Genomic DNA, 20,535 nt, shown 5'->3' with positions numbered 1-20,535 from the left:
CTCCTTCGCGCTGCGTGCCGCGAAGAGCTAGGAAGTCCGGCCGGCGATGGCAAGCAAAAGGGGGCCGGAGCGCGCTCAGACGGCGGCCGGCAGCATCTTTTCCAGCGTGTCGAGACGGTCGGCCTCGCCCGGCGGCTTGTCCCAGCGGATCCGGTGGATGCGCGGAAAGCGCATGGCGACGCCCGATTTGTGGCGCGTGGAGCGGTTGAGCCCCTCGAAGGCGACTTCCAGGACGAGGCCGGTGGCGGGCTCGGCGCGCACCGCCCTCACCGGCCCAAAGCGCTCCACGGTGTTGTTGCGGACGAAGCGGTCGATCTCCTTCAGCTCCTCGTCGGTGAAACCGAAATAGGCCTTGCCCACCGGCACGAGTTCGCCGTCCTCGGGACGCTGTGCCGTCCAGACGCCGAAAGTGTAGTCGGAATAGAAGGAGGAGCGGCGGCCGTGGCCGCGCTGGGCGTACATGAGGACCGCGTCGATCAGGAACGGGTCGCGCTTCCACTTGAACCATGGGCCCTTGGGCCTTCCGGCAACGTAAGCGGAATCCCATCGCTTCAGCATGACGCCCTCGGCAACCTCGTCGAGCCGCCCATCGGTGGGCGGATCGGCGCGCAGGCGCGCAAGCTCGTCCCAATCCTGGAACGCAACGAGGGGCGAGATGTCGATGCGCGCGGAGGCGAGCCTTGAGATGAAGGCCTCCAGCCTTTCCCTGCGCTGGCGGAAAGGCAGCGGTCGGATGTCCTCCCCCGCCTCCTCAAGGATGTCGTAAGCGCGGATGAAGGCCGGATAGGCTGCGATCGTTTTGGCCGTCACCTTCTTGCGGTTCAGCCGCTGCTGCAGGTCGCCAAAGGGAGCGATCGCCATCCCGTCTTCGCCCTCGCGCGCGACGAGAAGCTCGCCGTCGATGGCGCCATCGAAGGCGAAGTGCTCCAGGATATCCGGGAAGGCGGCCGAGATGTCGTCGCCGGTGCGCGAATAAAGGCGGCAGACGCCGCCCTCCGCCGCCGCCTGGATGCGGATGCCGTCCCATTTCCACTCCGCCGCATAATCGGCCGGATCGAGCCTGGCGAAATCCTCCTCGGCGATGGCGTTCGACAGCATGACCGGCCGGAACGGGGCGTTTCGCCGCGCTTCCGGCAGGCCGGCCCTTCCTTCCAGCCAGGCAAAGAGATCGGCGTAGGGCGGCTTCAGGCCGTGCCAGATCTCCTCGATCTCGGCGACGGGCTTTTCACCGAAATCGGCGAGGGCCTGCTTGGCGAGCCGAGCCGTGACGCCGACGCGGAGCCCGCCCGTGACGAGCTTGATGAGCGCATACCGGCCGGGCGGCTGAAGCCCGTCGAGCCACTCGGCGACGAGCTTCGGGCCCTCCATGCGCGATGCGGCCGTCAGACGCTCCACCACCTCCGCAACCGTTGGCGTGTGCGCCGCCTCGCCCTTTCCCGGCCAGATGAGCGAGACCGTCTCCGCAAGGTCGCCGACATAATCGTAGGAGAGCGCGAAGAGGACAGGATCCACCCGCTCCTCGACGAGGGCGCGGATCATCGCCGGCTTCACCGAGGCGATCGAGAGGTCACCGGTGATCGCCGCCACCGCATAGCCGCGGTCCGGATCCGGCACGGATTTCAGGTAACCGGTGAGGAGCCGCAGCTTGCCGTTGCGCTGGGGCGTGAGTGTGAGGCGGTCAAGGAGGGCAGCGAAGGCCTGCATGGCGTGGATATAGGCGAGCGCGAAGTCCGCGGCGAGACAGGCATCGCCGGGTCAGGGTGCGCGCTTTGTGTGCAATGCAACATCAGAATTGCTCAAAATGCCTGCGACCGACCGTGCCGGCAATTAACATGTGCTGCAATTTCAGGTGCTTGCTCTCTGATTCTGTTATGCATTCCGGTTCATACTGCAATGCAAAATGAGTGGTTGGATTCAAAGGCAAGGACGCTCATCTTCCGGCCGTCGGCTCGTGACGGATACGCCGCACGACGCCATTGGAATTTCAGCCTGGAGAAAGAAGACCATGGCAAATGTAGCTGGCTTCTCCGCCTTTAGTGGCCGCAAGGCCGGACACTCCCGTCTGCGCCGCGCCTTCGACTGGATGGTGTGGGCACGCGAGGGCGAAGCCCTTCGTCAGATCGAGCAGGAGGCCGGATTCATCCTCGGCCCCGATCAGCTCGCTCAGATGCGGCACAATCATCGCGCCCGCCGCCCCTATTGAGGCGCTTCTGCTGAGGCAGCGCTCGCGGATCGCGGGACGCATGCGGCCGGTCCCCGCCGGCCGCGCTGGCGTTTCATGACGCCCTTCATTCGCAAGCTGTGGCCGCATGAAGCGAGGCTCTTTCTGGAGCATATGCTTCGTCTCGGCCCGGAGGCGCGACGCCTTCGCTTCGGTTCGCCCGTCAACGACGAGCGCATCCGCGCCTATGTCTCAAAAGCCTTCGATCTGGAGACGGTTCTTCTCGGCTACTTCGTCGAGGGGACATTGCGCGGCTCCGCGGAGCTGCATCCGCTCGGCCAGGGCTGGCGGCGCGATGCGGCGGAAGCCGCCTTCGCGATCGAGGAAGCCTGGCAGAGCAAGGGCGTGGGGCGCATGCTCCTCACACGCATCGTCACGCTCGCCCGCAATCGCCGCATCTCACGCGTGCATCTCTTCTGCCAGCAGGAAAACTACCGGATGCTGCATCTCGCCCGGCAGTTCGACGCCTCCATGACCTACGATTTCGGCGAAGTCGACGCGCTGGTCCATCCGCCGCTCGCCAACGCCTTCTCCTGGTTCGACGAGGCATACGACGACGCCGAGGGCGCCTTCCGGGCAGCGCTGCGCGTCTAGTCATTCCCGATCCGATTCGCACCCATGTCCCGCGGCCGGGAGGCCGCGGGCGCCTTCGTGTGCCGTGAGAATGCGCCCGCGGCGCGAGCGGGCAATCCCTTTCCTCCCGGGCGCGTCCGCTCAAAGGCGCGCTTCGCGCCGCCGCCGGCGCAAACGCCGCGGCCGTCCACCGGCAAATAAAGCCGGGGAACCTTCCGGGGATCGATCCCCGACAAAACGTAATTCTTCCACCTCAGGACATCTGGAATCCAACAATCGTCAAATTTCTGGTGCCCGTTGACGCCATCTAAACTTTATAAACCGGTCCGACGCCTTGTCTTGTAAAAGAAGAGTAGCGTGATGAAATTGGAAAAATATTCTATGAAAGGAAATCTTCCATGAGAATCATCAGTGGATTGTCGGCGCTCGGCGCCGGATTGTTTGCGGCGTCCGTGGCGATGGCGGCCGACCCGCCGGATCTGGTCGGGACCTGGAAGGCGACCGGGGAAGCGACCGCCTCGGTGCATCTGGGCGCCGCCAACGAACATCACGACGCATATGACGAGCCGAGCTTCGGCTCGGCAGAATATGCCTGGACGATGGTCATCAACGAACAGAAGGGCCGCGCCTTCCACGGCGTGGCGCAGTCGCCGAAAGGCGCCGAAGAGGAGATCGTCGGCGTCGTCAGCTTCGACGGCGAGAGCCTTCTGATCTCCGGCGACAACGCCGGCTTGTTCGGCGAGGTCGTCGGCGACAAGATCGAGTTCTGCTTCCAGGACCACGCCTCCGACCGCGCCGCCGTCGCCTGCTACCTCACGGCGAAACAGTAGCCGGAAGCTGCGGGCGGGACTTCTGTCGCCGGAAGCCCCGCCCGCAATGTTCAAGTCCCGATCGATATCGGCTTGCCGCCATCGGACCGGGACAGACGAGCGGGCCGGGACAGGCGAGCAGGCCGCGGGCGAGCGCGCCGGCGGCCTCCGGCGCACGCTGACCTTCGCTACTCCGCCTCGTCCTCGTAGCCGACGAGATGCAGGGGGCGCGCCCTGATGCCCTCAATCTCGCACCAGCGGGTCAGGGCGTCGTCGCGCCCGTGGGTGATCCACACCTCCCCCGCCCCGACCTCGCGGATCGTGGCAATCAGCTCGTCCCAATCGGAATGGTCGGAGATGACGAGCGGCAGCTCGACGCCCCGCTGGCGGGCACGTTGACGGATCATCATCCAGCCGGAAGCAAAGCACGCGATCGGATCGGGAAAGCGGCGGGCCCAGCGGTCGGCGAAGGCCGAAGGCGGGCACACAACAATGGCGCCAGCAAAGTCTCCCTTCCGGCCATTTTCCACAGTGGCCGGCTGCAGGTCGCCGAGCTCCACCCCCTCAGCCTCGTAGAGATCGCACAGTGTTTTCAGCGCGCCATGGATGAAAATCGTCCTGTCGTAGCCGGCCTCCCGCAAGAGCGCGATGACCCGCTGCGCCTTACCGAGCGCATAGGCGCCAACGAGATGGGCGCGGTCGGGAAAGAGCTCGAGGGAAGCCATGAGGCGGGCGATCTCACCGCGGTCGTCCGGATGGCGGAAGACCGGCAAAGCGAAGGTCGCCTCGGTGATGAAGACGTCGCAGGCCACCGGCTCGAAGGCAGCACAGGTGGGATCGGCGCGCCGCTTGTAATCGCCGGAGGCGACGATCCTGAGGCCGTCCTTCTCCACGGCGATCTGCGCCGAGCCGAGGACGTGGCCGGCCGGATGGAAGCTCGCTGCAACGCCGCCGATCTCGATCCGGTCGCCGTAACCGGCAACCTGCCTTGCCCCGGCGAAATCCTTACCGTAGCGCGCCGCCATGATTTTCAGTGTCGCCTCCGTCGCCATGACCGTGCCGTGGCCCGGCCGGGCATGGTCGGCGTGACCGTGGGTGACAAGAGCGCGCGGCACCGGCCGGACGGGATCGATGTAGAAATCCCCGGGCGGGCAGTAGAGGCCGGCGGGCGTGGTGCAAAGGAGTTCTGACGGGCGCATGACCGTCACAAAGGTAGTGCCAGAATGCCGTTCTGGAAGCGGCGCCATCCGGCGCCGCAGCGGGAGCAGACGAAATGACGGTAAGGCGGATCGTCGCCAACATCGCAAGCGACAAGCTGGAGGCAGGCAAGAGCTTCTACGGCGCGATCCTCGGCATGCATGTCGCCATGGACCATGGCTGGATCCTCACCTTTGCGGGCGACGGGCTCGCAAGCCCGCAGATCAGCATCGCCAGCGAGGGCGGATCGGGCGCCCAAGTGCCGGACATCTCCATCGAGGTCGACAATCTCGACGAGGTGCTTGCCCGCGTGAAGACAGCGGGGCTGCCGATCGAATACGGACCGGCGAGCGAGCCCTGGGGCGTCGTTCGCTTCTTCGTGCGCGATCCTTTCGGCCGGCTCGTCAATCTCCTCTCGCACGGATAGCGCGCAACCGAGCCTTACACCTCGCCAAGGCGCAGCCAGCGCTCACCGCCTGGCACCCGGACCTCCCAGATGCGCCAGCCATTGAGATTGACACGCCGCCCCTCGCGCGTGCGCACATGGGCGATGAGGGCGGCGGAGGGAGAATTGAAGCGCTCGCCCCCGACGGCCCACATGCCTTCCTCGATCACGCCCTCCACCGTCTGCCCGGCATAAGCGGCGCGAAGCAGCGTGCCGTTGGGCAGGAAAACCTCGCGCCCGTGACGCCCGATCTTCGACCAGCCGCCATCCTTGGCGCCGCCACCCTTGGCGCGGCGCAGGCTGCCCTGCGGGTCCGCGCCGATCGGCGACGGCCCGCCCTCCAGACCGAGGAGGCGCCGCAGAATCGCATTTTGGCTCTCATCGAAATCGATGCGGGCGCTTTCGATGATCTTATGCACGTCCATGTCGACGGCGATCGTGTTGAGGGTCTCTTCCTCTTTCTTCTTGCCGCCCTTTTTCTTCTTCGCCATGTCAGCCCCCTGCCGCGATGCCGACTATGTGGACTCTGCCGGGCAGCGGACAATGAGGGATGCGCTCGACTTGGCTGCGAGCCTGCCTACACTGCGCCGCATGACGGCTCCCGTCCTCATGCCAGCCGCGGCTGACGCGCTCCTGCCGGAGCGCTTCCGCCACTGGTTTGCGGCGCGCGGTTGGTCGCCACGCCCTCACCAGCTCAAACTTCTCTCCCATGCCCGTGCCGGTAGATCCGCTCTTCTGATCGCCCCCACAGGCGCCGGCAAGACCCTCGCCGGCTTTCTGCCCTCGCTCGTCGATCTCGCAGAGGGGGGCAGCACGAACAAGCGGGCCGACACGTTCTTCGGCCCGCATACCCTCTATGTCTCGCCGCTCAAGGCACTCGCCGTCGATATCCAACGCAACCTTCAGTCCCCGGTCGCCGAGATGGGGCTCGAAATCTCGCTGGAAACCCGAACCGGCGACACGCCGGCACATAAACGCCAGCGCCAGAAACTCCACCCGCCCGACATTCTCCTGACGACGCCCGAGCAGGTGGCGCTCCTCCTCGCCAGCAGGGACGCCGAGCGCTTCTTCAAGCGGCTAACCACTGTCATCTTCGACGAATTGCACGCGCTCACCACCTCCAAGCGCGGCGACCTGTTGTCGCTCGACCTCTCCAGATTGCGCCGCCTCGCCCCTGAGTTGCAGACGGTCGGCCTGTCGGCGACTGTCGCCTATCCCGACGACCTCAGGGCCTGGCTGATGGGCCAGCAATCCGGCAGGGAGCGACAGATGGCGGAAATCGTGGTGGTTCCGGACGGCGTGAAGCCGCATATCAGCATCCTTTCCAGCCAGGAACGCATCCCCTGGCAAGGCCATACGGCGCGCTACGCCCTCGGCGACATCCTGGCCGCGATCAAAGCGCACAGGACCACCCTCGTCTTCGTCAACACGCGCTGGCAGGCGGAAATGCTCTTCGCCGAACTCTGGCGCATCAACGAGGAAGCGCTGCCGATCGCGCTCCACCACGGCTCGCTCGACAGGGCCCAGCGCCGCAAGGTGGAGGCTGCGATGGCGGCCGGGACGCTGCGGGCCGTGGTCGCCACCTCCACACTCGACCTCGGCATCGACTGGGGCGACGTCGACCTCGTCATCCATGTCGGTGCGCCGAAAGGGGCGAGCAGGCTCGCCCAGCGGATTGGACGCTCGAACCATCGGATGGACGAGCCTTCGCAGGGGCTCCTGGTGCCGGCGAACCGCTTCGAGGTGATGGAGTGCCAGGCTGCGCTGGAGGCGAGCGCGGCCGGGGCGCAGGACACGCCGAAGCTCAGGGCGGGAGCGCTCGACGTGCTGTGCCAGCACATTCTCGGCATGGCCGTTGCCGCGCCCTTCGACGCCGTCGAGCTCTACGAGGAAATCGTCTCGGCCGAGAGCTACCGCGACCTTGCCTGGGAAGATTTCGAGCAGGCGCTCGATTTCGTCGCCACCGGTGGCTACGCGCTCCGCTCCTACGAGCGCTACGCCAAGATCCGGAAGCGCAAGGACGGACTTTGGGCGCTCTCCCATCCACGGCTTGCCCAGCAGTACCGGCTCAATCTCGGAACCATCGTGGAGGCGCCGATGCTGAAGGTGCGGCTCGCCTCGCGAAAGGGGGCAAAGGACGGTAAACCGGGCGTCCTGAAGCCCACGGGCGGGCCCGGCGGGCGCATCCTCGGCCAGGTGGAAGAGTATTTCATCGAGCAGCTCGTGCCGGGTGACACCTTCCAGTTCGCCGGCCAGATCCTGCGCTTCGAAGGCATCCGCGAGAACGAGGCGCTGGTCACGCGAGCAATGTCGGAGGATCCGGCGATCCCGTCCTATGCGGGCGGCAAGTTTCCCTTGAGCACCTATCTCGCGGCAGGCGTGCGGGCGATGCTCGCCGACCCTGAAAGCTGGGAAAAGCTGCCGGCGCAGGTGCGCGACTGGCTCACCATCCAGCGGGAAAAGTCGGTTTTGCCGCCGCAGGACGCACTGCTGGTGGAGACCTTTCCGCGAGCCGACAAGTTCTGCATGGTCGCCTATCCCTTCGAGGGGCGGCTCGCCCACCAGACGCTCGGCATGCTGCTCACCCGCCGGCTGGAGCGCGCGCGGGCGCGCCCGCTCGGCTTCGTCGCCAACGACTACGCGCTCGCCGTCTGGGGCCTGCGCGACCTCGGGCACCTGTTCAGCGCCGGCAAGCCCTCACTCGACGCGCTCTTTGAAGAGGACATGCTGGGCGACGATCTGGAGACCTGGCTCGCGGAAAGCCACCTTCTGAAGCGCTCCTTCCGCAACTGCGCCATCATCGCGGGCCTGATCGAGCGCCGGCATCCGGGCGAGGAGAAATCCGGGCGGCAGGTGACGATCTCCACCGACCTCATCTACGACGTGCTGCGCAGCCACGAGCCGGACCACATCCTCCTCAAGGCGACGCGCGCCGACGCGGCCACGGGCCTCCTCGACATCGCCCGGCTCGGCGAAATGCTGTCGCGCATATCGGGGCGAATCGTGCATCAAAGGCTCTCGCACGTCTCGCCGCTCGCCGTGCCGGTGATGCTGGAGATCGGCCGCGAGCCGGTCTTCGGCGAGGCGCAGGAGGACATCCTGGCCGAAGCCTCGGACGATCTCGTCCGCGAAGCGATGGGTCTGGAAGGGCAAGAGGCAGGGTTTGTCGCCGGCAGAAGCACGGATATCGGTTCCCCGGACGGACTCGGACGAGGCCGTGGCTGAGACGCGCATCCGGCTTGCCGGGCGGGAAATCGCACTCGATCCGTCCGGCGCGATCTACGACCACGAGACCGGCACGCTCATCGTCTCCGACCTGCATCTGGAAAAAGCCTCCTCCTATGCACGGCGCCGCGTCTTCCTGCCGCCCTACGACACGGCGGCGACGCTGAGCGCGCTCGCGCGCCTCGTCATGCGACGGCAGCCGACGCGCATCCTCTGCCTTGGCGACAGCTTCCATGACGGCGAGGGCGCGGCGCGGATGGACGGGGCCGACATCGCCCGCCTCGCCGCGTTGATGGCGGGGCGGGAATTCGTGTGGATCGCCGGCAACCACGATCCGCACCCGCCCGCCGGCCTCGGCGGCGATTGCTGCGAGGAGGTTACGATCGGCGCGCTCACGCTGCGCCACGAGCCGTCACGCCATGGGAAGGGCGAGCGCGGACCGGCCGGGGAAGTGGCGGGGCATCTTCATCCCGCCGCCAAGGTGAGCGGGCGCGGGCGCAGCGTGCGCCGGCGCGCCTTCGTCACGGACGGAGAGCGGCTCGTCATGCCCTCTTTCGGCGTGCTGACCGGCGGGCTCAACGTGCTCGACCGGGCGTTTCTTGCCCTTTTCCCGCTTTTCGGCTTCACCGCCTTCGTTGTCGGCGAGAACCGGCTCTATCCTGTCGCGCCGGCCTCATTGCGCCCGGACTGAGCGTTTCGCCGCGCCGGCCTTCCGCTCGGATTTTCCGCGCATTTGCGCCAAAATCCGGCAAGATTTCGGAACACGCTCCGCCAAAATACATTGAACATGCGCGCCGCAGGCGTGTTCGGTTGACGGAGAAGCGGGCGCCCGTACCGCGACGAAAACAGGGTTTGGCAGCACCCATGAACAGCTTTTTTCCGAAACATTTTGTCGCCTGGCTCGGCCCCATCTTCGCCGCCTACGTGGCGGGCGCGATCGTCGCGGGGATCATCGTCGTCAGCGGCGCGGTGAATCTTGCCGCCTCGATCCCGCATCCGGAAGGCTGGGCGAACCTCCTCCACTATTCCTTCGAGCGCTCGGTCGCGACGCATGCGGGCGAACTTACCAAGCCCGACGATTTCGACGCCGACTGGCGGGTCGCGCAGGGCGCGGCGCATTACGGGCATGTGTGCATCACCTGCCACGGCGCGCCGCAGACCGGGCAGAACGTCGTGGCGCTGCAGATGCGCCCCCAGCCGCAATACCTGCCGGCCGTCGTCAAGCAGTTCAGCGACAACGAGCTTGCCTGGATCGTCCTGCACGGCGTGAAATATACCGGCATGCCTTCGTGGAGCGACGCGAGCCGGGCGGACGAGGCCTGGTCGATGGCGGCGTTCCTGAGGAAGCTGCCGGAGCTCGACTATGAGGGCTTCAGGAAACTCGCCTACGGCAATGACGGCAAGCTGATCGACGCCAAGTTGCCGGCCGAATATGCCGGCTTCCAGCCGAGCCCGACCGAGACGGCAACGCCCGATGCCGAAACGCACGACACCAGCGAGCCGGCGACCGGATTTTCCGACTTCGCCATGAACAACAACATCCTGTCGATGTGCGGGCGCTGCCACGGGGCCGATGGTGTGGGGCGCGGCATCGGCGCCTTCCCGAACCTTTCGATCCAGGATCGCGAATATCTCCGCCGCACGCTGAAGGCCTTCGCCGCCGGCGAGCGCCACAGCGGCTTCATGCGGCCGATAGCGGCCCAGCTCACCGACGAGCAGATCATGGCGGTCTCCGCCTATTACGCCATGCAGGAGAAGAAGCAGTCGCCGGGGGCGGACAAGCTCGATCCGCAGATGATTGCGGCCGGCAGGGAGATCGCCGAGAACGGCATTCCCGATCGCAAGGTCACGGCCTGCCTTTCCTGCCACGAGCAGACCAAGTTCACCTCGCGGCTCTTCCCGCATCTCGACGGGCAGTACGCGATCTATATCGAGAACCAGCTGAAGCTCTTCCAGCACGGCGAGCGCGGCTATGCGGGCGATTACGACCCGATGGACCGGCTGGCGCATCAGCTCACCCCTGACGAAATGAAAGCGGTCGCGGCCTATTTCAACGCCGAGCAGCCCGCCGTGCTCGACAATACGCCGGCGGACGGCGGCCCCAATGCCAGCGCGGATGCCCCCGGCACGGGCGAGCCTCCCGCCTCCGCATCGCCCGCTGCCACGAACACGGGCGCAACCGCCAACTGATCGCCGACGAGAGAAGGCGGCTGCCCGGGCGAGCGACACGCCGCGCTAGTTGCGGCGGAAGACCACGCCGGCGATCCAGCCGGTGAGAACGGCGATCATCACCGCGAAGAGACCGTAGAAGAGGGGCTGCTGCGCGGCGAAGCGCGCGATGCGGTCGGAGAAGCCGCTCTTCTCGACAAGAAGGCTCTGCACCTGGGCGGCGATCAGCTTTTCCTGGCGGAAGAGATAGACGGAGACGTGATAGGTGCCGACCGGGATCGCCGACGGCAGGCCGAAGGAGGTGCGGAAGACCGTCGGAGAAAGGAACTCCACGGCATTCTCACGCCGCGCGTAGAGCTGCTCGCGTTCCTTGATGTCTACCAGCGCGGCGGCGAAGGCCTGATCCTCCGGCTTGTAGCTGGCGCCGCGGGCAAAGCCGAGATCGGAAAAATCGAGCTTGTAGCGGGCGAGAAGATCGCGGCTCGCGGAGTTCGACAGATTCTCGCTCAGATGGATGACGTAGAAGCTCGGCACGCTGTAGAAATCGCGCGAGCCCGTGTTGATCCAGAACCCCGCGACACGGCCCTTCTTGCGCACCGTGAGCGGCAGGTCCGGGCCGGCAACGACGATGGCAACCTGGTATTCGCCCTCCTTGACGAAACGATCGCTGTCCTCCTCCACGGCGCCGAAGACGGTGATGTGGGAGCCGGTGAAGTTGGACGTGATCTCGACGGAATCGTTGGACAGCGTGGAGACGAGCTTTTCGGCCGAGGCGGGGCCTGCGAACAGAAGCAGCGCGAGGGCAAGGAGCGCGCCCATCAGGCGAGCCCGCGCAGCAGCGTGATGGAATAAAGGTCGTCCGGCGTCAAAAAGAGGTTCAGCAGGAACCGGATCGCGACGCCGAGAACGAGGAGCGCCAGGAACAGGCGAAGCTGCTCGCCCTTCATCGCCTGACCCAGCTGGGCGCCGAACTGGGCGCCAATGACGCCTCCGATCATCAGCAGGAACGCCAGCATCAGGTCGACCGAGCCGTTGGCGACCGCATGCAGCACCGTCGCCAGCGCCATGGTGAAGAGGATGTAGCCGAGCGAGGTGCCGATGACGACGTTGGTCGGCATGCGCAGGAGATAGATCAGCGCCGGGACCATGATGAAGCCGCCGCCGATGCCGAGCACGGTGCCGAGGAAGCCGATCGACAGGCCGAGGCCGATCACCGGCACGATGCTGACATAGAGCTTGGAGCGGCGGAAGCGCACCTTGAGCGGCAGGCCGGAAATCCAGAGATGGTGGGTGCCGCTGCGCGCCGGCCGGCCGCGCTTGGCACGGAAGTAGGTGCGCAGCGCCTCGCGCAGCATCAGCCCGCCAATCAGGCCGAGGAAGGTGACGTAGGAGAGCGAGATGATGAGATCGAGCTGGCCGAGCGAGCGCAGCATGCGGAAAACCACAACACCGAGCGCCGAGCCCGTCATGCCCCCGAAGAGCAGGAAGAGCGTCATCTTCGGATCGATCATCCCCCGCCGCCAGTAGGAGATGGCGGCCGAGGTGGAGGAAGCGACGATCTGCGGCGTCACGGTTGCGACCGCCACCGCCGGCGCGATGCCCGAGAAGATGAGGAGAGGCGTGAGAAGAAAGCCGCCGCCGACGCCGAACATGCCGGATATGAAGCCCACGGCCGCACCCATCCCCAGATACAGGAAGATGTTGACCGTCAGTTCGGCGATCGGAAGGTAAAGCTGCACGCAGGGTCAGTCCCGGTGGCGGTAGCGGGGCGATCGGCGGCGCTGCCGAGTGCCCTGTCAAACACCGGGCACCGCCGAAGCGCAAGGCGGAAGTTACATATCCTTGTTCTGAAGCGCCTTGATTAGGCCAGTATCGATCTCTCCGCTGACCTCCAGGCCGTTGTCACGCTGAAAATCGCCGATCGCCTGACGCGTCTTCTCGCCGAAAACGCCGTCGGCGGGGCCGGGATCGTAGCCATGGGCGATCAGGAGGTCCTGGGCGCGCTGGACGAGGCCGGGCGCGCCGACATGCAGCGTCTCGCCCGTCGTCTCTTCCCAGCCGCCCTCGGGGGCGAAAACCATATTGGCCTGCGGATCGACCGGCAAGGGCTTGAACGCGGAGGCGGCGGTGCGTGCCTTGGGCAGAAGCTCGGGCGGCAGGGCCTTCTCGATCTCGTCCTGGCGCTGCCTGGACTGCTGGTCGCCGGAGCGGGCCGAGACCGCGAACCACTTATAGGCCTGGACAAGATCCTGCGGCACGCCGAGGCCGCGCGCATAAAGGACGCCGATATTGAACTGGCTGTCGCGCACGCCGCGCTCGGCGGCGCGCTCGAAGAGGTTCGCGGCCTTTTCGAGGTCGGGAGAGCCCGCCGCGCCCTCGGCGTAAAGGACGGCGAGGTTGTGCATCGCCTTCACGTTCCCGGCGTCGGAGGCCTTCTTGTACCATTCGAAAGCGCGGTCGATGTCCTTGGGGACACCGCGTCCCTTCTCGTAGATGGAGCCGAGGCGGTACTGCGCCGGGGCAAGGTCGGAGCGGGCCGCGCGCTCGTACCAGCGGACCGCCTCGGCCGGATTGCGCACGACGCCGCGTCCCTCGGCATAGCGGGAGGCGATCTCGAACTGCGCCTCGGCGACACCGGTCTCGGCAGCGCGGCGCAGCTTGTCGGAGCCGATGGCGAGCGGCAGCATGGAATCGGCGGAAGGCGCGTCGCCGGACGAGACGGCTGCCGGCGTCGCCGGGGCGCTCGCCGTCTCGATCGCCTCCTCGCCGCGTAGCGCTCCATCGGAAGGCGTGGCCATAGACGCCGAGGGCGAAGCCGACGGGGAAGCGGAGGGAGAAATCGCGTCCGTTCGGCTCTCCATGTCGGACGAGGCGGCAGGCTGGGCCGGCTTGCCGGGGGCCGGCGCATTTCCGAGGGGGGCGAGCGTGGTGAGGGAATTAGAGAAGGCGGTCGTGCGGTCGGGAGCCGGCATCGGAGCCGCAGCGCCGCCCGTTCCGGAAGTCGGCTCGACAAGGCTCATGCCGGAGGAAGTATCCGTGCCGGCCGGAGCCTCCATCTCGATCGCCGGGCGATTGTCAGCCGTGACGGGTTCGGAGCCACGCTGCTTGATGAACTGCACAGCCGCGAAGGCGACGGCCAGCGCCACGGCGCCGGCAAGAAGCATGCGGCGGCGGGCCTTCAGGAAATCGAGGACCGAGGTGGAGCCCCCTGCCCTGGCGTCCTCTGCATCGCGCTCGGCCGCGGCGGCTTCCTCCGCGGCAGCGCGGGCGGCACGGCGGGCGGCATTGAGGAAGTCGCCGGAACCGGCATCTCCTGAGCGTCCCTGCGTGCGGAAATCCTCGTAGGCACGGGCAAGGGCGGCCTCGGAGGTCGGACGGCGCCGGTCGCCGCGCGCGGAGGCGGCGCTCGCATAGGCGCTGGCCGAGGTCGGGGCGCCGGAAAGATCGGAATTGAGCGGCTCGCCTGTTCCGGGCTCCAGAAGCGAATCAATGCCGGCGTCCGTCTCTTCGATCTGCGGGGAGAAGGATTCGGCGCGCCCGCCCGTGGCCCGCTTCAGGAGCTGCGAGGCCGAGATCCGGCCAAGCAGGCCGGAACCGGCAGAACCCTCCGTCTGCTGCGGCTGCGTCGGCCGGCTCTCCGGCGCGGGCGACCAGGACGAGGGCACGGGGCCCTCTTCGACACGGGGCAGACGGTCGGCGGATGCCGGCTGCGCACTGCCCGCCGTCATCGCCGCGTGCGAGGCGCCAGCCAGGCCGCCGGTATCGCCCGGGCCGGAAGCATGCCGGTCGCGCTCCAGGAAGGCCATGCGCTTGACGACCGCCTCGAGCGTGCCGTGCACGGCCTCCAGCGACTGGCGGGTTCGCTCCTCGGCGGCCTGTGCGCCGGATTTGAGCTCGCCGAGGTCGTTCTGCAGGGCGCTGGCGAGACGCATCAGCGCTTCGGAGCCGCTTCCTTCGCCCTCTTCCCCGGAGCCGGCGGCCTGCCAGGTCGCCGCCTTGAGATGCTGCTCCTGCGCGTCCAGACGCGCGGTGATGCCGATAAGCGCCGTCTCCAGACGGCCGAGCGTCTCCGATTCGGCAGCGGGCCGATCGAGCATCGTCGAGATGCGGCCGATCTGGGCCTCCAGCTCGCGATTGAAGGTCGCCGGCTCCGCGGGCAGACGGTCGAGGCGCTCGCGGATCTCGCGGATCGCCGGCTGCAGGGTGCGCAGGGCCCCTTCCGGTGTCGGCGGTGCATGGCGGATATCGGCGCGCAGCTCGGCGATCTCGGTCCTGAGATTGACGATGTCTTCGACGAAGCTTCCGTCGTCATGCTGGCCGAAGTTATCGCCGAGACTGGAGATTTTCTCTTCCAGCGCGCTGAGGCGCTCCGAGGGCGCATCGGCGACGGAAGCCTCCATGCGCTCCACGATGGCCGACAATTGATCAAGGTCGACGCGTCCCGCATCGAAGCGCTCGTCGAGGGCGGAAAGCCGGTCGAGAACCGGCTGAAGCGATGCCCCCCGCTCGCCCTCCGCCAGAAAGCCGGAGATCTCGCCCGCAAGCCGATCGAGCCGGTCGGTGATCTCGGAAGGGTCGAACGGGGCAGGCTGCGCCTGAATGCTCTCGCTGATCGCCGCAAGGCGGCTGTTGATCTCCGTCGTGTCGAAGCTGGGCGGCTGCACCGAAAGGTTCTCGGTGAGCGCGGCAAGGCGCTCCTCCAGCACCGCGAACTGGGCGCCGGTGTCGGTGGATTCCTCCAGCCGGCCGGCGATTTCGGCCAGACGCTCTTCCAGCGGGGAGAGGTCGACGGCCGGCATGGTGCCGGCCTGCTCGATGCGGGCGGCGAGGCGATCGAGCTGGCGGGCCAGCTCGCCGACGGCGCCGGAGCGGTTCTCCCGGATGCGCTCCACGGCGTCGCCCAGAATGTCGAGCCGGCTTTCGAGGCGCGAGAGGATCTCCGTATCGGCGGAGGGTTCGGCCATGCGGTCGAAGCGACGGCCGAGCTCGGCGATGCGATTCTCGATCTCCCGCAGCCCGCGGCCGGAGGTAAGGCTTTCCAGGCCATGACGGATGGCGGCGATCTCGCCGATCAATTCCTGCGGCGGCTCGCGCCGCTCCGAAAGGTCCTGATGCAGCCAGCGCAGCCGCTCGTCGATGTCGCTCACACGGTGCTGGATGGCCGAGATGCCTTCGCCGGAACGGTGCATGCCGTCGACGCGGCCACGCAGGTCGCGCACCTCCGACAGCACGTCGGCAATGAGGCTTTCCAGACCGGCCGTCGAAAAGGCCGGCGGGGGAGCGGCCGGTGCGATCGGCTCCGGTTCCGGCTCGCGGCGGCCGCCGCCAAGCTCACGGGCGAAATCGGCAAGGCCGCCGGCAAAGGGCGCCTGGCGCTTCGGTGCGGCGCGCGGCGGCTGAAAGGTGCGGTTGTCCGCCGGTCGGGGATGCGGGGCCTGCGCGCGGGCGCTGCCGGAGCGGCTCATGGCCTCCAGCCGGCTTTCCAGCACGTCGAGACGATCGAGGAGCTCGCTTGCCGGATCCTTCCGGGGGGCGCTCTCGCGCGCCGGGGATTTGGGTGATCTGGGCTGCTGCGTTCTGGGCTGGGGCGCTCTGGTCTGGGTCTGGGGGAAACCTTCTTCCGGCGCACGCGATTCGGCTGCCTCGATCCGCTCGGCAAGGGCCTCTACCGCGGCCTGCAGATGCTCCTTCGACATTTCGGGTTCGTCATGCGCATGCGCGGCAGCCTCATCGGCGTAATGCGGCGCGTGAATGATATTCCCTTGCTCGTCGAAGCGCGCATTCATCAGCGCGCGCAATGCGTCCTCGTCTCCGCCCGGCGTGGTGCCGGCGGAACCATATCTGCCTCTCCAGGACGTGCGGGCTTTCATTTATTCTCCTCGGAGATGAAGAGGAACTTCGACCTGCCCTCGCGAAAGGTCGAACCGCTTTGGCCATCCGGAAAAGGTTAACGGCGCTTATGGTAAACATGTCGTTAACTCTGCCTTGATTTTGTCTTCTTCTTCTGGTGATCGGGCTCCAGAAGCGGCTGGACAGCGGCGTCGATGTGTACAAGCCTCGGCTGTGACACGACGCCACCGGTGGGCTAGCGATAGCCGGACCTTATATTCCTGTCCGAAGAGCTGCGTTTTCATCCCCGTGGATAGTCTTTCTGCCACCCGGGCTCGCATGCCCGCAATCGTGGCCGATGACGGAAAGTGGACGCAAATGACATACAGCATCGGAGACTTGTCGCGTGAGTTCGGCGTAACGCTGAGGACACTGCGATTTTATGAGGACAAGGGGCTCCTGGGCCCGCGGCGCGAGGGCCTCAACCGAATCTATTCCAGGCGCGATCGCGCGCGCCTCAAGCTCGTGCTGCTTGGCAAGAAGGTCGGTTTCTCCCTCGTGGAGATCAAGGAAATGATCGACCTCTACGACCTGAAGGACGGACAGATCCGCCAGATGGAGGTCGCGCTCGACAAGTTCGAGAACCAGGTCGCGGTGCTGAAGCGCCAGCGCGACGAGATCGACCAGGCGATCAGCGAGCTGAACGGCACGATGCAGATCGTCCGCGGCATGCTGAACGAAAAGCAGATGAAAGAGCGCGCCGGCGAGCCGGTCGCGTAAGCAGCGGCGAAAGCATCGCGGACCAGCGGCCCCGGGTGCGTGCCCGGCCGCTTCCGCGGGAGCTTTGCCGCGGTGTGCCTTGCCTCTCCTCGACGGGCAAAGCAGCCGGCCAGCTTGAAAAAAGCGGCAACCGACGGTAGACCGGCATCAACAAACATGCCGCTTACGTTAAGGTAAGGTCGAGGAAATGCCTGACTATCATCCGCCCGTGCGGGATACGCTTTTCGTGCTCCACGAGCTTCTCGGCGTGGAGCGCCTTTCCAATCTTCCCGGCTTTGCCGAGGCGAGCCCGGAGACCGTCGAAGCGGTGCTCGAAGAGGGCGCCCGCTTCTGCCGCGAGGTGCTGACGCCGCTCAACCGCGTCGGCGACCGGCAAGGCTGCACACGCCATGCGGACGGGCAGGTTACGACGCCTTCCGGCTTCAAGGACGCCTACAGGCTTTACGCGGAGGGCGGATGGGTCGGACTTTCGGCCGATCCGGAACATGGCGGCCAGGGCCTTCCCTTCTTTCTCGCCGCGGCGATGAACGAATTTGCCGCCACCGCCAACATGGCCTGGGCGATGTATCCGGGCCTGGCGCAGGGCGCGATCGCCGCGCTCACGGTGCATGGCGGCGAGATGCACAAGAGGGACTACCTTCCGCGCATCGTCTCCGGCGAATGGCTCGCCACGATGAACCTGACGGAACCGCATTGCGGCACCGATCTCGGCCTCATCCGCACCAGGGCGGCGCCAGCCGAGGATGGAAGCTACCGGATCACCGGCCAGAAGATCTTCATTTCCGGCGGCGAGCACGACCTCACCGACAACATCATCCATCTCGTCCTTGCCCGCATCGAGGGCGCGCCGGCCGGCGTGAAGGGCATCTCCCTCTTCCTCGTGCCGAAGCGGCTGCCCGATGCGGCCGGCGCACCCGGCGAGGCGAACGGCGTCTCCTGCGGGGCGCTGGAAGAGAAGATGGGCATCCACGGCAATGCCACCTGCGTGATGAACTACGAAGAGGCGAAGGGTTGGCTCGTCGGCGAGCCGCACAAGGGGCTCAAAGCCATGTTCACGATGATGAACGAGGCGCGGCTCGGCGTCGGCATCCAGGGCCTTGCCCAGTCGGAGGTCGCCTACCAGAACGCCGTGGCCTATGCGCGCGAGCGGCGCCAGGGCCGCCCTCTCCATGCCAAAGCGGAGGCGAACGGCGCCGCCCCGGCCCCCGCGCCGATCATCGTCCATCCCGACATCCGGCGCACGCTGATGGGCATCCGCTCCTTCAACGAGGCGGCGCGCGCCCTCGTGCTGACGGCGGCGCTCACCGGCGACATCGCCGCCCGCTCGCCCGACGCGGCGGCGCGCGAGCAGGCGGAGGACTGGCTGGCGCTCATCACCCCGGTCATCAAGGGCGTCCTCACGGACAGGGGCTTTGAGAATACGGTCGCGGCGCAGCAGGTGTTCGGCGGGCATGGCTACATCGCCGAGCACGGCATGGAGCAGTTCGTGCGCGATGCGCGCATCGCGATGATCTACGAGGGCGCCAACGGCATCCAGGCGCTCGACCTCGTCGGCCGCAAGCTCGCCATGAACAACGGGCGCGCCGTGCAGGCCTATTTCGCCGAGCTTGCCGGCTTTGTCTCAGAGAACGAAGAGAACGAGGCGCTGGCGCCGCTCCTCGCCCCGCTCAAGGAAGGCATCGAGCACCTGCAGAAGGCGACGATGTGGCTCGCCAAAAACGGCGCGGCGGACCCGAACGATGCCGGCGCCGGCGCCAGCGACTACATGCATCTTTTCGGCCTCGTCGCCCTCGGCCATATCTGGGCGAAGATGGCGAAGGTCGCGGCCGAAAAGCTCTCCGAAGGGGCGGGCGAGACATCTTTCTACGAGACGAAACTCGCCCTTGCCCGCTACTACATGGAGCGCACCATGCCGGAGACCGGCATGCGGCTGAAACGGATCGCAACCGGCGCGGGCGCGACGATGGCGCTGCCGGCGGAGGCTTTCTGATCCGTCACACCGGCGCCACGGACGGCGCCCAAGAAACACGGACGGACGGGCCCGGGCCCTCCGCCAGGGAACGGGCAGGAGACCTTTATGCCTGAGGCATTCATCTACGACCATGTGAGGACGCCGCGCGGGCGCGGCAAGAAGGACGGGGCGCTGCACACCGTGCCGACCGTGCGGCTGGCCGCGACCGTGCTGGAAGCGACGGCCGAGCGCAACGGCCTCGACACGGGGCTCGTCGACGACGTCATCCTCGGCTGCGTCGACCCGGTCGGCGAGGCGGGCGGCAACGTGGCGCGCGCCGCCGTCTTCGCCGCCGGCTGGCACAATTCGGTTCCCGGCATGCAGATCAACCGCTTCTGCGCCTCCGGCCTCGACGCGGTGAACATCGCCGCCGGCCAGGTGGAAACGGGCCACCACCATCTCGTCGTCGCGGGCGGGGTGGAATCGATGTCGCGCGTCGGCATCGGATCATCGGGCGGAGCGTGGCCGGTCGATCCGGAAGTCGCCGTGCCAGCCTATTTCATGCCGCAGGGCGTCTCGGCCGACCTCATCGCCACCAAATACGGCTTCTCGCGCGACGATTGCGACGCCTATGCGGTCGAAAGCCAGAAGCGCACCGCCGAGGCCTGGGCCGAGGGCCGCTTTGCCCCCTCCATCGCGCCGGTGCGCGATCCGAATGGCCTGCCGCTGCTGGAGCGCGACGAGCATCCGCGCGCCGACACCAACATGCAGTCGCTCGCGGCGCTGAAGCCTTCCTTCGCCATGGTGGGCGAGATGGGCGGCTTCGACGCCGTCGCCATCCAGGCGCATCCGGAAGTCGAGCGGGTCAACCACGTGCACCATGCCGGCAATTCCTCGGGCATCGTCGACGGGGCGGCGGCGATCCTCATCGGCAACAAGAAGGGCGGCAAGGCGGCAGGCCTGAAGCCGCGGGCCCGCATCCGCGCTTTCGCCAATATCGGCTCGGAGCCGGCGCTGATGCTGACGGGGCCGGTGGACGTGACGAAGAAGCTCCTGAAGCGCGCCAAGATGAAGATGTCGGACATTGACCTCATCGAGATCAACGAGGCCTTCGCCTCCGTCGTCCTGCGCTACCAACAGGCTTTCGAACTCGATCCGGCACGGGTCAACGTCAATGGCGGGGCGATCGCCATGGGCCACCCGCTCGGCGCGACCGGCGCCATGATCCTCGGTACGGTGCTCGACGAGCTGGAGCGGCGCGACCTCAACACGGCTCTGGTGACTTTGTGCATCGGCGCCGGCATGGGGACGGCCACCATCATCGAAAGGGTCTGAT

16 protein-coding genes are annotated in these 20,535 nt (G+C 67.0%); 10 read left to right on the top strand and 6 right to left on the bottom strand.

Annotated features, from left to right (window positions below; all coding sequences use genetic code 11):
• Positions 1-75: 75 nt before the first annotated feature.
• Positions 76-1,704, bottom strand: coding sequence for a cisplatin damage response ATP-dependent DNA ligase (locus tag CLD20_RS11585; RefSeq protein WP_224406775.1), 1,629 nt, complete (start codon positions 1,702-1,704; stop codon positions 76-78).
• Between the two features lie 301 nt (positions 1,705-2,005).
• Here CLD20_RS11585 and CLD20_RS11580 point away from each other — a divergent pair, with 301 nt between their 5' ends.
• The 3 genes from CLD20_RS11580 (at position 2,006) to CLD20_RS11570 (ending at position 3,624) form a co-directional block, all read left to right on the top strand.
• A complete protein-coding gene (locus tag CLD20_RS11580; RefSeq protein WP_224406774.1) occupies positions 2,006-2,203 on the top strand; it encodes a hypothetical protein in 198 nt (65 codons plus the stop codon).
• Between the two features lie 75 nt (positions 2,204-2,278).
• Complete coding sequence (locus CLD20_RS11575; RefSeq protein WP_224406773.1) at positions 2,279-2,815, top strand: GNAT family N-acetyltransferase; 537 nt, start codon at positions 2,279-2,281, stop codon at positions 2,813-2,815.
• Positions 2,816-3,192: 377 nt separating this feature from the next.
• On the top strand, positions 3,193-3,624 hold the full coding sequence (locus tag CLD20_RS11570) for a hypothetical protein (RefSeq protein WP_224406772.1): 432 nt from the start codon (positions 3,193-3,195) through the stop codon (positions 3,622-3,624).
• A gap of 167 nt (positions 3,625-3,791) precedes the next feature.
• Here the strand turns inward: CLD20_RS11570 and CLD20_RS11565 are convergent, their stop codons facing one another.
• On the bottom strand, positions 3,792-4,802 hold the full coding sequence (locus tag CLD20_RS11565) for a ligase-associated DNA damage response exonuclease (RefSeq protein ID WP_224406771.1): 1,011 nt from the start codon (positions 4,800-4,802) through the stop codon (positions 3,792-3,794).
• Between the two features lie 74 nt (positions 4,803-4,876).
• On the opposite strand from CLD20_RS11565, the gene CLD20_RS11560 reads away from it, so the two are divergent.
• A complete protein-coding gene (locus CLD20_RS11560; RefSeq protein WP_224406770.1) occupies positions 4,877-5,227 on the top strand; it encodes a VOC family protein in 351 nt (116 codons plus the stop codon).
• A 14-nt stretch (positions 5,228-5,241) separates the two neighbouring features.
• Here CLD20_RS11560 and CLD20_RS11555 read toward each other — a convergent pair whose 3' ends face one another.
• The gene (locus tag CLD20_RS11555; protein ID WP_224406769.1) at positions 5,242-5,736 is read right to left on the bottom strand and encodes a hypothetical protein; all 495 of its coding nucleotides are present in this window, start codon (positions 5,734-5,736) and stop codon (positions 5,242-5,244) included.
• Between the two features lie 118 nt (positions 5,737-5,854).
• Between CLD20_RS11555 and CLD20_RS11550 the strand changes: the two genes are divergently transcribed.
• The 3 genes from CLD20_RS11550 (at position 5,855) to CLD20_RS11540 (ending at position 10,660) form a co-directional block, all read left to right on the top strand.
• Positions 5,855-8,470, top strand: a complete 2,616-nt coding sequence (locus CLD20_RS11550) for a ligase-associated DNA damage response DEXH box helicase (RefSeq protein ID WP_224406768.1) — start codon at positions 5,855-5,857, stop codon at positions 8,468-8,470.
• Positions 8,463-9,161, top strand: a complete 699-nt coding sequence (pdeM, locus tag CLD20_RS11545; RefSeq protein WP_224406767.1) for a ligase-associated DNA damage response endonuclease PdeM — start codon at positions 8,463-8,465, stop codon at positions 9,159-9,161. Before CLD20_RS11550 ends, pdeM begins: the two co-directional genes overlap by 8 nt.
• 173 nt (positions 9,162-9,334) lie before the next feature.
• Positions 9,335-10,660 carry a c-type cytochrome gene (locus CLD20_RS11540; protein ID WP_224406766.1) on the top strand — a complete coding sequence of 442 codons (1,326 nt, stop codon included), beginning with the start codon at positions 9,335-9,337 and terminating at the stop codon, positions 10,658-10,660.
• 45 nt (positions 10,661-10,705) lie between these two features.
• On the opposite strand, the gene CLD20_RS11535 is transcribed toward CLD20_RS11540, so the two are convergent.
• The 3 genes from CLD20_RS11535 to CLD20_RS11525 form a co-directional block, all read right to left on the bottom strand.
• A complete protein-coding gene (locus tag CLD20_RS11535) occupies positions 10,706-11,458 on the bottom strand; it encodes a TIGR02186 family protein (protein WP_224406765.1) in 753 nt (250 codons plus the stop codon).
• Positions 11,458-12,378 carry a sulfite exporter TauE/SafE family protein gene (locus CLD20_RS11530; RefSeq protein ID WP_224406764.1) on the bottom strand — a complete coding sequence of 307 codons (921 nt, stop codon included), beginning with the start codon at positions 12,376-12,378 and terminating at the stop codon, positions 11,458-11,460. The genes CLD20_RS11535 and CLD20_RS11530 overlap by 1 nt, the downstream gene beginning before the upstream one ends.
• A 93-nt stretch (positions 12,379-12,471) precedes the next feature.
• The gene (locus CLD20_RS11525; RefSeq protein ID WP_224406763.1) at positions 12,472-16,509 is read right to left on the bottom strand and encodes a peptidoglycan-binding protein; all 4,038 of its coding nucleotides are present in this window, start codon (positions 16,507-16,509) and stop codon (positions 12,472-12,474) included.
• A gap of 337 nt (positions 16,510-16,846) precedes the next feature.
• On the opposite strand from CLD20_RS11525, the gene CLD20_RS11520 reads away from it, so the two are divergent.
• The 3 genes from CLD20_RS11520 to CLD20_RS11510 all read left to right on the top strand — a co-directional run bounded on the left by CLD20_RS11520 (position 16,847) and on the right by CLD20_RS11510 (position 20,534).
• Positions 16,847-17,248, top strand: a complete 402-nt coding sequence (locus CLD20_RS11520) for a MerR family DNA-binding transcriptional regulator (RefSeq protein ID WP_224406762.1) — start codon at positions 16,847-16,849, stop codon at positions 17,246-17,248.
• A 187-nt stretch (positions 17,249-17,435) separates the two neighbouring features.
• On the top strand, positions 17,436-19,238 hold the full coding sequence (locus CLD20_RS11515; RefSeq protein WP_224406761.1) for an acyl-CoA dehydrogenase C-terminal domain-containing protein: 1,803 nt from the start codon (positions 17,436-17,438) through the stop codon (positions 19,236-19,238).
• Between the two features lie 87 nt (positions 19,239-19,325).
• Complete coding sequence (locus tag CLD20_RS11510) at positions 19,326-20,534, top strand: acetyl-CoA C-acetyltransferase (RefSeq protein ID WP_224406760.1); 1,209 nt, start codon at positions 19,326-19,328, stop codon at positions 20,532-20,534.
• Position 20,535 lies beyond the last annotated feature (1 nt).

It is taken from the genome of Afifella sp. IM 167, from assembly GCF_020144925.1.
In the GTDB taxonomy this organism is placed as follows: Bacteria; Pseudomonadota; Alphaproteobacteria; order Rhizobiales; family Afifellaceae; genus Afifella.
Note: the sequence above shows the minus strand (reverse complement) of the source record. Positions and strands in the feature narration are given on the sequence as shown.